The 13979-nt window shown below is 70.8% G+C and carries 16 protein-coding genes; 6 read left to right on the top strand and 10 right to left on the bottom strand.

From position 1 onward, the window contains the following. Positions 1-357 (top strand): hypothetical protein, encoded by a 357-nt coding sequence (locus tag ABD798_RS13130; RefSeq protein WP_344874297.1) that lies wholly within the window; start codon positions 1-3, stop codon positions 355-357. Between the two features lie 3 nt (positions 358-360). On the opposite strand, the gene ABD798_RS13125 is transcribed toward ABD798_RS13130, so the two are convergent. Further along, a complete protein-coding gene (locus ABD798_RS13125; protein WP_344874295.1) occupies positions 361-1338 on the bottom strand; it encodes a GlxA family transcriptional regulator in 978 nt (325 codons plus the stop codon). 104 nt (positions 1339-1442) lie between these two features. Here ABD798_RS13125 and ABD798_RS13120 point away from each other — a divergent pair, with 104 nt between their 5' ends. Together ABD798_RS13120 and mmuM are read left to right on the top strand one after the other, a co-directional pair. Further along, positions 1443-2033: an isochorismatase family protein gene (locus ABD798_RS13120; RefSeq protein WP_344874293.1), complete on the top strand. Its 591-nt coding sequence runs from the start codon at positions 1443-1445 to the stop codon at positions 2031-2033. A 12-nt stretch (positions 2034-2045) separates the two neighbouring features. Further along, on the top strand, positions 2046-2984 hold the full coding sequence (mmuM, locus tag ABD798_RS13115) for a homocysteine S-methyltransferase (protein WP_344874290.1): 939 nt from the start codon (positions 2046-2048) through the stop codon (positions 2982-2984). Here mmuM and ABD798_RS13110 read toward each other — a convergent pair. Then, complete coding sequence (locus ABD798_RS13110) at positions 2917-3534, bottom strand: LysE family translocator (protein ID WP_344874288.1); 618 nt, start codon at positions 3532-3534, stop codon at positions 2917-2919. The two genes, mmuM and ABD798_RS13110, sit on opposite strands and share 68 nt — an antisense overlap. Before the next feature lie 109 nt (positions 3535-3643). Between ABD798_RS13110 and ABD798_RS13105 the strand changes: the two genes are divergently transcribed. Further along, positions 3644-4105 (top strand): Lrp/AsnC family transcriptional regulator, encoded by a 462-nt coding sequence (locus ABD798_RS13105; protein WP_344874286.1) that lies wholly within the window; start codon positions 3644-3646, stop codon positions 4103-4105. 212 nt (positions 4106-4317) lie between these two features. Here ABD798_RS13105 and ABD798_RS13100 read toward each other — a convergent pair whose 3' ends face one another. Further along, positions 4318-5295 (bottom strand): hypothetical protein, encoded by a 978-nt coding sequence (locus ABD798_RS13100; protein WP_344874284.1) that lies wholly within the window; start codon positions 5293-5295, stop codon positions 4318-4320. A gap of 21 nt (positions 5296-5316) precedes the next feature. Next, positions 5317-5793: a TspO/MBR family protein gene (locus tag ABD798_RS13095; protein WP_344874282.1), complete on the bottom strand. Its 477-nt coding sequence runs from the start codon at positions 5791-5793 to the stop codon at positions 5317-5319. Positions 5794-6054: 261 nt separating this feature from the next. Here ABD798_RS13095 and ABD798_RS13090 point away from each other — a divergent pair, with 261 nt between their 5' ends. Both ABD798_RS13090 and ABD798_RS13085 read left to right on the top strand, forming a co-directional pair. Then, positions 6055-7428 (top strand): M28 family peptidase, encoded by a 1374-nt coding sequence (locus tag ABD798_RS13090; RefSeq protein WP_344874280.1) that lies wholly within the window; start codon positions 6055-6057, stop codon positions 7426-7428. 36 nt (positions 7429-7464) lie between these two features. After that, on the top strand, positions 7465-8268 hold the full coding sequence (locus ABD798_RS13085; RefSeq protein WP_344874278.1) for a DUF3592 domain-containing protein: 804 nt from the start codon (positions 7465-7467) through the stop codon (positions 8266-8268). Here ABD798_RS13085 and ABD798_RS13080 read toward each other — a convergent pair. The 6 genes from ABD798_RS13080 to ABD798_RS13055 form a co-directional block, all read right to left on the bottom strand. Then, complete coding sequence (locus tag ABD798_RS13080) at positions 8265-9191, bottom strand: TAXI family TRAP transporter solute-binding subunit (RefSeq protein ID WP_425549214.1); 927 nt, start codon at positions 9189-9191, stop codon at positions 8265-8267. The genes ABD798_RS13085 and ABD798_RS13080 overlap by 4 nt on opposite strands. 23 nt (positions 9192-9214) lie before the next feature. Then, positions 9215-10606, bottom strand: coding sequence for a sensor histidine kinase (locus tag ABD798_RS13075; RefSeq protein ID WP_344874274.1), 1392 nt, complete (start codon positions 10604-10606; stop codon positions 9215-9217). 3 nt (positions 10607-10609) lie between these two features. Further along, positions 10610-11269, bottom strand: coding sequence for a response regulator transcription factor (locus ABD798_RS13070; RefSeq protein ID WP_344874272.1), 660 nt, complete (start codon positions 11267-11269; stop codon positions 10610-10612). A 22-nt stretch (positions 11270-11291) separates the two neighbouring features. Further along, the gene (locus tag ABD798_RS13065) at positions 11292-11825 is read right to left on the bottom strand and encodes a DUF4333 domain-containing protein (protein ID WP_344874270.1); all 534 of its coding nucleotides are present in this window, start codon (positions 11823-11825) and stop codon (positions 11292-11294) included. A gap of 87 nt (positions 11826-11912) precedes the next feature. Next, positions 11913-12818: a hypothetical protein gene (locus ABD798_RS13060; protein WP_344874268.1), complete on the bottom strand. Its 906-nt coding sequence runs from the start codon at positions 12816-12818 to the stop codon at positions 11913-11915. Between the two features lie 4 nt (positions 12819-12822). After that, a complete protein-coding gene (locus ABD798_RS13055; protein WP_344874266.1) occupies positions 12823-13863 on the bottom strand; it encodes a trypsin-like serine peptidase in 1041 nt (346 codons plus the stop codon). Between the last annotated feature and the right edge of the window lie 116 nt (positions 13864-13979).

Genomic DNA, 13979 nt, shown 5'->3' with positions numbered 1-13979 from the left:
GTGAGAGTTCGCTACAACCCCTTCGCGGGCACGGTTCTGGTGGTGCTGGGCGTGCTCTGCCTTTTCCTCGGCGGATGGCTGACCCTGCTCGGCGAGTTCACCCCGACGCTCATCGTCGGCGCGATCACGACCCTCGTCGGCGTGCTCCAGCTGACGCGCCCGTACTTCGTGGTGACCCCGACGTCGATCGTGGTGCCGTCGCTGATCGGCCCGCTGAAGCGCGAGATCCCATACGGGCGACTGGTGTTCGAGGACGGCAAGCTCTTCGCGGTCGGTGTGGACGGCGACCGCAAGCGCCTTCCCGTCTCGCGTTGGCTCGCGAACGCCACGGACTGGAAAACCGCTGTGCCGCGTTGAGAACTAGGTGGGGCGGAAGCGTCTGCGGTACTCCGTCGGCGTCATGCCCAGCTGGCGGCGGAACGCGCGGATGAGCGTGTCAACGGTGTTGAAGCCGCACGTGGACGCGACGCGTTCGAGGGCGTCGTCGGTGGATTCGAGCCGGTTGCGCGCGGCCTCGACGCGGGCGGACTCCAGGTAGGCGGCGGGCGTCATCCCCAGGTCCGCCTTGAAGATCCGGGTCAGCTGCCGTTCGCTGACGTGCGCGTGCGCGGCGAGGTCGGCGACGGTCAGCGGCTCCGCGATGTTCCTGGTGATGTGGTGGCGGAGGTCGTCGACGCGCCGCGTGGTGGAGACGGGTTCGAGCGGCACGCTGAACTGGCTCTGCCCGCTCGGCCGCTTCAGGTACATCACCAGCTGCCGTGCGACGCTGAGCGCGGCTGCCTCGCCGAAGTCGTCTGCCACCAGCGCCAGCGACAGGTCGAGGCACGCGCTGATCCCCGCGCCGGTCCAGACGTCGCCGTCGCGGATGAAGATCGGGTCCGGGTCGACCTCGACGGCGGGGTGCTCGGCGGCGAGCTGGCGCGCGGTGGACCAGTGGGTGGTGGCGCGCTTGCCGTCGAGCAGCCCTCCGGCCGCGAGGATGTGCGCGCCGACGCACACCGAGGCGACCCGCCGCGCCCGTGCCGCGAGCACGCGAACCCGTTGCACCACAGCGGGATCGACGAGGGCGCGCACGCGGAGCCGGTCGTCGACGTCGACCGCGCCGGGGACCACGAGCGTGTCGATCTTGCGCCTGGCGAGCTGGTCGAAGGTCGCGTCGGGCAGGACGCGGACCCCGGCGGAGGTCGTCACGGGCTCCGCCGTCTCGGCCGCGAGCACGACGCGGTAGGTCGTCGCATCGCCCAACTCCCTGCGCAGCAAGGAGAACACCTCGGGCGGGCCGGTGACGTCGAGCAGGTCGACGCCGTCGAAGAGCACGATGACGACGAGGCGGCTCACGAGATCTCCCGATGTCCGGATCTGCAAGTTGGACGTCATTGCCGACATCCGCGCCCGATCGTAGCGTCGAACCCGACACGAACTCCTGCGAGGAAAGGGCACTCATGCCTACGACGACCCTGCGCGAGCTGAACGGCCTCGACCAGACCCCGGCGGCCCTGGCGACGGCGACCCTCGTGCTCGTCGACTACCAGAACACCTACACGCGGGGCGTGATGGAGCTCGAGGGGTGGCAGCCCGCGCTGGAGGAGGCCGCCGCCGTGCTCGCCGCCGCGCGGAAGGCAGGCGCGACGGTCGTGCACGTCATCCACGACAGCGGCGCGGGCACCCCCTACGACATCAGCGACGACATCGGCAGGATTCACCCGCGCGTGGCGCCGATCGACGGTGAAGACGTTGTGGTCAAAGCGTTTCCGAACTCCTTCATGGACACCTCGCTCGGCGAGCTGGTCGACGCCACCGGGAACTCCGACGTGGTCGTCATCGGCTTCATGACCCACATGTGCGTCGCCGCGACCACTGCGGGTGCGTTCCTGCGCGGCAACCGCCCCACGGTCGTCGCGAACGCCTGCGCGAGCCGCCCCCTGCGCACCGCCGTCTCCGACGTGCCCGCCGAGCAGGTCCACCACGGCGCGCTGGCGATGATCACCGATCTCTACGGCGTGGTCGTTCCCACGCACGCTGACCTGGCCTGACAGGATGGCGGTGTGGACACGGTGAGCGCGGTGGTGCAGCGGCGCGCGGTGGTGCTCGACGGCGGGCTGTCCAACCAGCTCGCCGCCGCAGGGCACGACCTGGCGGACGCGTTGTGGTCGGCTCGGTTGCTGCACGACGACCCGGGCGCGATCGCCGCCGCGCACCTCGCGTACTTCCGCGCGGGAGCCGAGGTCGCGATCACCTCCAGCTACCAGGCCACGTTCGAGGGCTTCGCCGCGCGCGGGCACTCCAAGGCCGACGCGGCGGTCCTGCTCCGGCGCAGCGTCGCACTCGCGCGGAGTGCGGCGTCCGAAGTGGACGGTCAGCGGTGGGTGGCGGCCTCGGTCGGCCCGTACGGGGCGATGCTCGCGGACGGGTCGGAGTACCGGGGCCGCTACGGGCTCAGCGTCGCGGAGCTGGAGCGCTTCCACCGCCCCAGGATGGAGGTCCTCGCGGCGGCGGAGCCCGACCTGTTCGCGCTGGAGACGATCCCGGACGTCGACGAGGCCGAAGCCCTGCTGCGCATTGCCGACGACATCGGCATCCCGGCGTGGTTGTCCTTCAGCACCAAGGGAAATACCACGAACGCCGGGCAGCCGCTCAGGGAGGCGTTCGCGCTCGCAGCGGGCTCGACGGCGCTCATCGCGACCGGCGTCAACTGCTGCGCGCCCGGCGATGTCCTGCCCGCGGTGGAGATCGCCGCGCGGCTCACCGGCAAGCCGGTCGTGGTGTACCCCAACGGCGGCGGCGCGTGGGACGGCGCGAGCAACACCTGGAACGGAGCGCCCGGCTTCGACATGACGCCGCTCGCCGAGTGGATCTCGGCCGGGGCGAGGCTGATCGGTGGTTGTTGCCGCGTCGGCCCAGCCGAGATCGCCGAACTCAGTGCGCGGATTGGACCAGCAGCAGCACGCCGATCAGCACCATCGCCGCGCCCGAGATCCGGCTGACCACGCGCGCGGCGGCCGGTCTCGCCCGCAGCACGACGCGCGCCAGCACGCCGACGCTCAGGTAGACCGCAGCGCAGGTCAGGGTGTGCACCACGCCCAAGGCGCCGATCTGCGCGGCGAGCGGCCACGAGCCCGAGGGGTTGGTGAACTGCGGCAGCAGGGCGAGGAAGAGCAGCAGCGCCTTGGGGTTCAGGCCGCTGATGCCCGCGCCTTTGAGCACCCGCGCGAGCCGCGGCGTCTGCCCGGGGGAGTCCACCGAAGCTCCGGGAACGGCGGGGCGGGCGAGGGTCGTCGCGCCGATCCACACCAGGTACAGCGCGCCCACCGCCGTCAGCGCCGTGAGCACGAACGGCGTGCTGGCCACGAGGGCCGCGACCCCCGCCGCGACCACGGCGGTGAGCCCGACGTAGCCGAGCAGCAGGCCGCTCACGGCGGGCAGCACCGACCGGTCCTGGAGCCCGGCGGAGATCGTGTACGCCCAGTCAGCCCCCGGCACGAGGATGAGCAGCACGGACACCGCCCAGAACGCGGCGATGGAACTGACGGCCATGGCGGTGAACCCCTCTCGAACGGTTTCAAGAAGGAGATTAGGTCGGCACAGGCCAAAGGTGTTTCCAAGTATTGTCGCTGATCAGCGCATATGTGGAAGAATCTTCTTCGTGGACGAGGTTGACAGGAAGATCCTTGCGGAGCTCCAGGACAACGGGCGGCTGACGGTCACCGAGCTGGCGGCGCGCGTGCGGCTCAGCTTGTCGCCGTGCCACCGCAGGCTCCGCGAGCTGGAGCGAGGCGGGGCGATCCTCGGCTACCGCGCGGTCCTGGACGCCGGAGTGGTCGGGCTGGCCTTCCAGGCGCTGGTCTTCGTCACCATGCGCCAGGAGGACCGCGACACCGTGGCCGCGTTCGAGCAGGCGCTCGTGGACATCCCGCAGGTGATCCAGGCGCAGCGGCTCTTCGGCGACCCCGACTACCTGCTGCGCATCGCCACCGCGGACCTGGAGTCCTTCCAACGGCTCTACGACGAGAAGCTCGCGACGCTGCCCGGAGTGCAGCGGCTCAGCTCCACCCTGGTGATGAAGCACGTCGTGCACGAACGCGCACTTCCGCTAGAACACCGCTGATCGGTTCGCCGGTCTTCAAGACCACCCAACCCCCACTCCCGCCGTCTCCAACGACAGCAAACCCCGCAAGACCGCAGGGTTTGCGGGAGTTAACGATGATCAACAGCGGGGTTTGGTGGTCTTGAAGACACCCCAACCCCCCGGCGACATCGTGACCGGAATACACAGCGCAACCACTTGCAGGACACGGCCCAGGGCACCGCTGATCGGTTCTACAGAGCGCCAGCCCACGCGCCGAGCAGCCGTCGCGCAGATCCACCGACTGGCCCGACGGCGTCGGCCAGGACCTCCGGATCGGGCAAGCGCGCGTCACTGACAGCGCTCACGGCCTGCCCAGCTTCGGCGATCGTCGAGGAGCACACGGCGCGCAGGTACTCCGGCACGGTGAGCGCGGGATCGGTGCAGCCGACGAGCGGGGTGCCGACGGCCGCGATCAACGGGAACACGGTGCCGGGAATGCCGATCGCCGCCTCCGCGCGCGCCGACGCCACGAGCGAGCTGACGGAGCTGATCTCGTACTTCTCCCACAGAGCGCGGTTCTCGCGCGGGTGCAGGCCGACGAGGACGCGCTTGCCCGCGGCGGCGAGTCGCCCCGCCGAATCGAGCAGGAGCTGAGTTCCCGGCGCTGAGGTGCCCGTGCCGTCCGGGTGCGTGACGCTGGTGAGGACCAGCACGAGGTCCTTCTCCGGCGCACGAGCTGGAAGATCGTCGGTCTGCGGCGAGCCCACGACCTCGATGCGCCTGCGCGTGCCGAAGTACGCGCCGAAGGACCGCGCGTCAGCGGCCGAGGACGCGGTGATCAACCGCAGGCGGGGGCGGATCTCCTTGGCGCGCGGCGCTTCCACGGGCACCTGGTAGGCGAGCGCGCTCGCGGCCAACGGCGTCCGGCGCAGCCTCGCGGCGCAGTCGGCGGGCCAGTCCCCGGCGCCGGTCACCACGAGCAGATCGGCCTTCGGCGCGTCCGCGAGCGTCGCGACGGGCACGGGATCGCCGGGAGTGATCTTGGAGCGGTCGGGCACCAGCTGCGTCAGCCGCCACCCGCGCCGAGCGGCCTCGGCCAGCAGGGGCTTGACGTGGTAGGTCGCCCACGGCTCGTTCGTCGCGACGAGGACCTCACGCCCGCGCCCGGAACCGAGGGCCAGGGTGAGCGCTCCGCCGAGGACCGCGCGACGGGACAGCGGGATCTTCACACCGCGCACCCTAGAGGCCGCTCAGTTGAGCACGACGATCGCGAGGTTGAGCGCCGAGGTGTAGACGATCCACAGCAGGTAGGGGACCTGGAGCAGCGCGGCGCTCTTCGAGCGGCGGTGGAACAGCCAGATGGTGGCCAGCACCACGAGGTCCAGCGCCAGGATGTCCAGGAACGCCACGAACGACATGCCCGCGCCGAAGAACATCGGCACCCACACCGCGTTGAGCACGAGACCGAGCCCGTACACGCTCACGCCCGAAGCCCGTCCGCCCGCACGCCAGTAGTACCAGCCGGACAGCGCCAGCAGCACGTAGGCGATCGTCCACGCGGGGCCGAACACCCAGGACGGCGGCGCCCACTCCGGCAGCCGCAGCGCCGCGTAGGTCTCCTTCGCGCCCCCGCCGAAGGAGGCGCCGATGACCGCGACGACCGCGACCGCGCTGCTGAACCCGGCCAGCGCGAAGGGAAGGGACGGGGCTCGGATCGGGGTCGCCATGCTCGCCTTCGTTCGCTCGGGGCGGCTCCGCGACGGCTGGGGATCACCCACCCGGCGGCAGAGTCGATCTCCCAGACGATGGTAGAGCGTCCGCCCCGCGCCGTCCTGCCTGGAGGAGGTGGGTTCCGGAGGAGCGGCTCGTGCTCTGGCGCTTGCCTGAGCGCACCTGTGGCTTCCACTGCTGCAAAAGGCCGTTGGCACGGCCGTTGTCGCGACATACGGTCACGGCGGCAGGGTTGGACTGGGGAAAGGACCTTCACCATGGCAGTGCGCCGCCGTGACCTCCTCGCGGGTGCCGCCGCGTTAGCCGGGATCGCCACCGTCGGGCTCGTCCCCGGAACCGCCGCCGCGGCGGCCCGGCAGCGCCCGGGAGCCCTCCAAGCGCCGGCACTGGCGCTCGGGGACCGCGCCATCGTCGGCCGGGCGAGCGCCCGCAAGGCCTTCGAGCACCTCGAAGTGCTCAGCAACCGGATCGGCCCGCGCGTCGGTGGCACCGCCGCCGAGAAGCAGGCGGCGGACTACATCGCTTCCGTGCTGCGCAAGCACCGCTACACCGTGACGTTGCAGCCCTTCCCCGTCGCCGACAAGTACCTCGCCGAGATCAGCGTCGTCGGCGATCGCGGGCGGAAGTGGCAGACCGGAGCCGCACCGCAGGGCAAGCTCGACGTGACCGTCTCCGGCACCGTCGTCGACATCGGCAAGGCCACCCCCGCTGACCTTGCCAACGTGCGCGGGCAGATCGCCTTCGTCCCGGACTCGCAGACCGCCAGCGACGCGCCCCGGCTCGCGGTGGAGGCGGGCGCCATCGCGGTCCTGCTCTCCCGGCCCGGCAGCCCTGAGCGCAAGCTCGGCGCGTTCACCCCCTCCCTGCTCGCACCGCTGCCCGTGCCCGTGCTGGGCCTCGCGCAGGTCCAGGGCGAGAAGCTCAAGCAGGCGCTCGCGGCCGGTCCGGTCCGGCTCAGCCTGACCGCGACCCACCACAAGAACCTGACCTCCTACAACGTGATCGCCGAGCGCGCCGCGACGCTGCCGAACCCCGACCACCAGGTCGTGATGATCAGCGCCCACTACGACAGCGTCCCCGGCTCGCCCGGCGCCAACGACGACGGCAGCGGCACCGCGCTCTGCCTGGAGCTGGCCAGGGTGCTGCGCTACCTGCCGACGCAGAAGGCGATCCGCTTCGCGCTGTGGGGCTCCGAGGAGCAGGGCCTGATCGGCTCGCGCGCCTACGTCAAGCAGCTGTCCGACCCCGACGCCAAGCGCATCGCAGGCTGCTTCCAGAACGACATGGTCGCCACGAGCTGGGACCCGGCGATCGTGTACTGGCTGCTCTCGGTCGACGGCGGGGAGAACGCCACCACCAGCACGCTCGGGCGCGCGGCGCGGCGGCTGGGCTACCAGCCCCGGACCAAGGGCCCGGTGGCGCGCGGCTCCAGCGACCACGTGCCCTTCCACGAGCGCGGCATCGCCTCGGCGAACTTCAGCTGGCGCGGCGAGAGCGGCCCCGCGCTGCTGGAGCCGACCTACCACACGCCGGAGGACACCATCGCCGACAACGTCAGCAGCGAGCGCCTCCAGGTGTCGCTGGAGCTGATCGGCTGCGCCGCCTACGAACTGGCCAGTCAGCGCGATTAGCCGCTCGGCCGCGTTCCGCGCGGCTACTGTCGCCGCGTGGAGTACGCGCAGGTGACAGGGATGCTGTTGGTGATGATCGGCCTCGCCGTCGTGGGCGGTGCCTGGTGGGCCTCGCGCGTCAGCGCCGCCCGTCACAGCCAACGGTTCCAGGTGGTGGTGAAGAGCTCCGACAACTACGTCGACGACCGCGTTCTGGTGCCGCTCATCCCTCGGCCGGGCGGGGTCCTGGCGCTCCGGCTGACCGAGGAACGGGAGATGGCCGCGGTGACGGTGGGGGACGTGTTGTGGGTGTACCCCGATCCGGACATGCCCTCCAGGGTCCGGCTGGACCGCTCCGTGCTGACGAGGTTCTGGACGGCGCTGATGGCGACCGGTGCCGTGCTGGCGGCCACGGGCGTGGTGGTGCTGCTCCGTGGCGACGTCGGAATGCCGGTCCACACCGCGAACGGCGCTGTCGCGGGCGCGTTCTTCTTCAGCGGCCTGGTCTGCACCGGCACGGTGGCCTTGGTCGGCCTCGCTGAACTCGTCCTCAACTGGAAGAGCTCACGCCGGGTCAACGGCACCGTGGTCGCCGTCGAGGAGTACTTCGCGTATCGCAAGAACGGCTACCAGCCGCTGGTGGAGTACGTCGACGAGGACGGCACCGTGCGCAGGGTGTGGGGTATGAAGCGCGGGTTCCGGCCGCGACTCGGACGTCGGATCGCTGTTCGCGTTGCCGGGCGGCCGCCGCACGAAGCCATGCACACCACGCCGCTGTTCCTGGTGATGCTGCTTGTGCTCCTGCTGTTCGGCCTGCTCGGCTGGAGCGGGTTGGCCGTGATGTTCGGAGTCGTGCGCTAGCCGTGCAGGGCGCGGTAGACGGCGGCGGCTCCCGGGTGCAACGGGATGCCCGCCGTCCCGATCAGCGCGCGCACGTCGAGGAACTGCGCGCCCAGAGCCTCTTGCGGCACAAGGCGATCCGCGCGTTCGGCGAGCACGGTGGTGACCTCGGCGGCGATGTCCTCCGGCAGATCCGGCAGGCACACGACGAGGTTCGCCACACCGACCGTGGGCAGTGACCGCACCTGGCGGTAGCCGCCTGCGGGCACCGTGACCTGCTCGTAGACCGGGCCGTGCGCGGCGCGCAGCTTCGGGTACACGTCCTCCAGCGGCAGCAGGCGCACGCCCACGCGCTCGTCCAGTTCGGCGATCGCGGGCGTCGGCACGCCACCGGACCAGACGAGCGCGTCGACCTCGCGTCGCTCCAGAGCGGTCACCGCGTCGGCCAGCCGGAGCTGTCGCGTGCGCAGGTCGGTCAGCTCCGCCACGGCGGCGAGCCTGGTCGCCAGCAGTGCCGCGCCGGAGCCCGGGGCGCCCATGGACACGCTGCGCCCCTTGAGGTCCGCGACCCGTTGCACGGGGGAGTCGGCCCGCACCACGACCTGGAGGTAGTTCTCGTAGATCCGGCCGAGCGCGCGCAGTTGGGTCGCGAAGCTGAACGGTGCTCGCCCGGTCGTGGCCGCTTCGGCGGCGTCGGCGTGCGTCAGCGCGAGGTCGGTCCCGCGCGCGGCGAGCAACGCCAAGTTCGCCACGCTGGCCTGGGTGGTCAGCGCGGTGGCTCGCAGCAGCGGTTGCGCTTCGCGGATCTGCTCGGCCAAACGCTCGGCGAACGCGAGGTACGGTCCGCCGGGCTCACCCGCCGCGATCTTCAGCTCCCGCGCGGCGCCCCGGTACGCGGAATCGGTGCACGCCACGCCGAACGCGCCGACCAGCGCGCCGACCATGAGCCCCCGCCTGCTCACCCGTGTCACGTCGCCACCCCCGGAAGCTCCAGCCGGACGCTGAGCCCGGTCGGTGTCGCCCTCGCGACCGTCAGCGTGCCGTGACGAGCGCGCGCGAGCTGGTCCGCGATCGCCAGCCCCAGCCCCGTTCCCCGGCTGCTCTGATGCTGGGTTGAACGCCAGAACCGTTCTGTGGCAAGGGAAACCTCGTCCTCGCTCAAGCCTGGGCCGTCGTCGGTGACGTCGAGGTGGACGAGCGCGCCGGACCGGCCGTGCAGCACGCGCACGGTGCTGCCCTCGCCCGCGTACTTGATCGCGTTGTCCAGCAGCACGTCCAGCACCTGGGCCAGTTCGCCCTCCTCGCACTCCGCGAGCAGCGGGTGCTCCAGCGGTGGCGGCGCCGGCAGGTGGACCCCGGCGTGCTCGGCGGCGGCGTGCCAGGCGTCGAGCCGGTCCGCGACGACGAGCGCGACATCGCAGCTCGGCGTGTCCTCTGTGGACAGAGCGATGGTCGCGGCCTTGTTCTCCGCGCCCGCCAACGCGAGCAGACTGTCCAAAAGGGACTCCAGGCGCTCGACCTCGCCGACGACCGACCGGTAGGAGCGCTCCGCACCAGGGTTCAGCGCGCCTTCGAGGCCGTCCACCCGCAGGCGCAGCGCCGCCATCGGATTGCGCAGCTGGTGGGATGCCTCGGCGATGAGTCTCCGTTGCCGCTCAAGGGAATCGGTCACCGCGTCGGACATGAGGTTGAACGAGCCCGCCAGCGAGCGCAGCTCTGTCGGCCCGCGCACCTCCACGTGCGCCCTCGGCTCACCCGAGGCGACCGCGTGCACGCCGCGCTCCAGCTCCCGCAAGGGACGCAGCACCCACCGCGCCAACCCCGACGCCACCGCCGCGAAGACCACCGCGGCGGCGACAGCGCCCGCGAGGATGATCGCCCAGCGCTGAGCGACATCGGCGGCGGCCGAGGTGACCGACGCGCGCAGCACCACCGCCCCGGAGACCCGCGTGCCGGTGCCCGCCGGACGCGCGAGCAGCAGCGGTTCACGCGACCACGGCCGCAGATCAGGGGTTCCGCGCCACCTCTGGTTGCGCAGCGCGCCGTCCACCAGCGCCCGCACTCCGTTGTCCTGCTCGGAAATGCCCGCCTGCACGACGAGGCGCCCCCTGCCGTCCACCACGAGCAGGCCCTCGCCGTAGAGCTCGGTGTAGCGCCCCGCCTCCGCCAGCAGCTGGCCGGTGTCCCCGGAGGTGTCGGCCTGCTCGGTCAGCGTGGCGAAGCGGTCGAGGTCGGCGGTGCGGTCGATCACCAGCCGCTGCGTGCGCTCCGCCGAGGTGCTGAGCAGCAACGGAACCGCGAAGGCCGCGACGGCGGCGAGCGAGAAACCCAGCAGCACCAGCAGCAGGCGGGCGCGCACGGCCTACACCTCCAGCCGGTAGCCGAACCCGCGGATGGTGGTCAGCAGGCCCGGCCTGCCGAGCTTGGCGCGCAGCTGCGTCATGTGCACGTCCAGCGAGCGCGACACCGCGACGAAAGCGTCTCCCCAGACCTCGTCCATCAGCTGCTGGCGGCTGACCGCCGTGCCCGCGCGTGCGGCGAGGACGGCGAGCAGGTCGAACTCCTTGGCGGTCAACGAGATCGGCTCACCGCCGACGGTCACCGAGCGCGCCCGCACGTCGATGTCCACATCGGACACCCGAACGACCTCGTCGGCGCTGGAGCCGCGCGCGGCGGCCCTGCGGGTCACCACGTCCATCCTGGCCAGCAGCTCCGCCAGCCGCACCGGCTTGACCAGGTAGTCGTCCGCGCCGAGCCGCAGGCCCCTGACCACCGAGCGCTCGTCACCGCGCGCGGTGAGCACGACGACCGGGGTGTCGGCGACCTGGCGCAGCTTGCGCAGCACCTCCATGCCGTCCCCGTCGGGCAGGCCCAGGTCCAGCAGCACCACGTCGGCGCCGCGGTGCGCGATCAGCGCGTCGGAACCCCTCGACACCCGGGTCGGGGTGTGGCCGTGCGCGCTGAGGACCTCCAGCAGGGCCTGCGCGACCCCGTCGTCGTCCTCCACCAGCAGCACGCGCACGGCCGTCCCTCTGCTCGTTTACCTACTTGGGCTGGCCCACGACGTACTCGCCCTTGTCGTTCTCCACCTTGATGACGGAGACCTTCTCCTTGCCGTCGATGGTCACCTTGCACTGGAACGACGAGCCCGCGGCGATTTTGTTCTTGGTACCGCAGTTGATCGCGCCGACCTTGGACTCCGCCACGCCGAAGCTCTTGACGATGGTGTCCTTCACACCCGACTTCAGCGCGTTGTCGTCGAAGACGGTGGTGCTGAAGAAACCCATGAAGTACAGCGCCGCCGCCGCGCCACCGGCCAGCACGAGCAGGCCGAGCGTGATGAACAGGCCCTTCTTGCTCTTCTTCTCCTTGGCGGGAGCAGGGATCGGCGCCTGGCTCGCGCCCCAGCCGCCCTGCTGCTGGCCGTGACCGGGCTGCTGGAACTGGCCCTGCTGCTGGGGGTGCTGCTGCGGGTGCTGGCCGCCGGGGCCGAAGCCCGGCTGCGGACCGGTCGGCTGGCCCTGGCGCGGGAACTGGCCGGGCTGCTGGGGCTGGTACGGGCCCTGGGGAGTGTTCATGGCTGCGCTACCTCGTTGGCTCGGTTCTGGCCTGCTGCTGGACGGTGCTGCGGCGTCGCTAGCGCGCCGCAGTGATCTGTGGCGTCGCTAGCGCGCCGCCACCTTGTCCAGGAACTCCTTGCGCGCGGCCTCGGTACCGAGCGCGGTGACGTCGAAGTCGGAGATCGGCGGCGGGAAGTCCTTCGCCGCGCTCTTGCCCGTGACGTCGTAGGCGATGGCGATCTCCAGCTTCTTGCCCTCCTTCTCCAGGGTGGCGTTCATCGTCATCGACTTCAGGTCCCCGCCGGGAGCGACGGCGATCTTGGTCGGGATGAAGGAGTCCATCATCGACTGCGGGAACTGCTTGCGGAGGTCTTCGGGGATGAACAGGACTCGGCCGTCGATGAACGCCTTCAGCGTCACACCGGTTTCCAGCACCGCGCTGCCGTCGGCCTGCTCCTTGTAGCGCTTGAAGACGTTCTGCGCGTTCTTCTGCGTCAGCTTGATCGCGTCCTGCATGGCGCACACCGTCTGGATGCCCGCGATCGCGCAGACGTTGAAGCCCTTCTTCGGTGAGAACGTCGGGTAGGACACCCACGGCGTCGGCGCGAGGTCCTTGAACCGCGCGCCCAGCAGCGCGTAGTCCCGCTCGGAGCCGCTGGGGTGGTAGACGTCGTAGTTGTCGCCGGCTTCCTTGGTGGTCCTGGACTTCGTGAAGATCGCGGGCGGCTCCGGCTTGCCCTTGTCCGCCCCCTGGTACCAGACGATGTCGATCTCCTTGAGCGCCTTCTTGCCCGCGAAGGCGGCCAGCGTGGAGATCGTGGACTTCTGGTCCCTCGGCTTGGTGAACTGCTCGTCCAGCTTCGCGTACGCCTCGTCGAAGCGGACCGCGTTGAACGCGCTCACCTCGGCGTCGTCGGCGCGCGCGGATGGGGTGATCTTCTGTCCGCAACCGGCGAGCAGCAGCGCGGTCGCGCCGAGCGCCACCAGTCCGGTCAGTCGGTTAGTGCGCATCTGGTCATGCCCCCGCGTCGGCGCTCTTGTAGAGGTTGTAGGCGATCTTGCCCATCACCGCGCCCCAGGCGGTGACGTCGTTGCCCGTGGAATGGCTGGAGATCATGTACCCGGCGCCCGTGCTGTCGTTGAACCGCGTGAACCACCCACCGCCGGAGCAGCCACCGGTCATCACGCAGGGGATGGAGAGCGTGTTGTTGCGCGCCCGGTTCTCGGTGTAGGTCGGCGCGGAGCACGTGCGCATCGTCCTGCCGTCGAAGGGCGGACCCGCCGGGTAGCCGAGAGTGCGAATGCTCTCGGCCTTGGTGTCGAACGCGATGCCCTGACCGCCGACCGCGTCCTCGATGTTCCTGCCGCCGAGCGGTCGCATCCGCAGGAACGCGTAGTCGTAGGACCAGCCGGTGCCCTGCGCTCCCCGCGCACCGTCGGTGGCGTCCCTGCGGAACTCGGTCGGCGCGTAGATCGACTCCGCTGCCCACTTGCCGTACGGGGACGAGCCGTTGGTGTCGCCGGGGATGAACATGACGTTGCTCGCCCACTCGCGGCCCTCGTGGGTGTCCCAGATGCAGTGCGCGGCGGTGGCCACGATGGTCCCGGACTCCGAGTTCACCACCTGGGCGGAGCACACGTAGTTCATGTTGCCGTAGCTCATGTACAGCCTGCCGTTGGCGCTCCCGCTCAGTCCGGCCTTGCTCCACATGCCGCCGCTGCCGTCGGCGGGCTGCGGCTTGGACGGCGGCACCGGCCCGGTCGTCGGGTGGATGACGACGCCGACGGGCTCGTCCTTGGGGACGTCGGTGGTCTGACCCGGCTGAGGTTGACGCGGCTTCGCGTTCTTCATCCGGTCGCTGTTCCAGTAGTCGTTGACCTGCTGCGGGGTGCTGGTGAACACCTTGCGGAGGTCGCTGGACTTGGTGCCCGCCAGCTCTTCCTCGACGTTGCGCGTCGACGGTCCGGCCTTCGGTGTGCCGGGCAGGGCCGTCGTGCACGCGGCCAGCGCGGTGATCGCGGCGAGTACCGCGAGCGCGGTACGCAGATGTCGCATCAATCCCCCAGATCGATTCAAGTTCGTGCTCACTGCGATGAGGCAGGTTAGCGCCCCGTCGGCACAGCTCACCGGGCGTGTCCCCGCGGGCAGGCTAGTACCGCGTTCACCCGGAC

It is taken from the genome of Allokutzneria multivorans (genome assembly GCF_039537405.1).
Classification (GTDB): domain Bacteria; phylum Actinomycetota; class Actinomycetes; order Mycobacteriales; family Pseudonocardiaceae; genus Allokutzneria; species Allokutzneria multivorans.
Note: the sequence above shows the minus strand (reverse complement) of the source record. Positions and strands in the feature narration are given on the sequence as shown.

What these genes read in the sequence shown, in the direction of transcription:
- ABD798_RS13095 (WP_344874282.1), bottom strand. Translation starts at nt 5,793, where the DNA reads ATGGCGACCCCGATCCGAGCCCCGTCCCTTCCCTTCGCGCTGGCCGGG.
- ABD798_RS13120 (WP_344874293.1), top strand. Translation starts at nt 1,443, where the DNA reads ATGCCTACGACGACCCTGCGCGAGCTGAACGGCCTCGACCAGACCCCG.
- ABD798_RS13090 (WP_344874280.1), top strand. Translation starts at nt 6,055, where the DNA reads ATGGCAGTGCGCCGCCGTGACCTCCTCGCGGGTGCCGCCGCGTTAGCC.
- ABD798_RS13110 (WP_344874288.1), bottom strand. Translation starts at nt 3,534, where the DNA reads ATGGCCGTCAGTTCCATCGCCGCGTTCTGGGCGGTGTCCGTGCTGCTC.
- ABD798_RS13080 (WP_425549214.1), bottom strand. Translation starts at nt 9,191, where the DNA reads ATGGTCGGCGCGCTGGTCGGCGCGTTCGGCGTGGCGTGCACCGATTCC.
- ABD798_RS13055 (WP_344874266.1), bottom strand. Translation starts at nt 13,863, where the DNA reads ATGCGACATCTGCGTACCGCGCTCGCGGTACTCGCCGCGATCACCGCG.
- ABD798_RS13060 (WP_344874268.1), bottom strand. Translation starts at nt 12,818, where the DNA reads ATGCGCACTAACCGACTGACCGGACTGGTGGCGCTCGGCGCGACCGCG.
- ABD798_RS13065 (WP_344874270.1), bottom strand. Translation starts at nt 11,825, where the DNA reads ATGAACACTCCCCAGGGCCCGTACCAGCCCCAGCAGCCCGGCCAGTTC.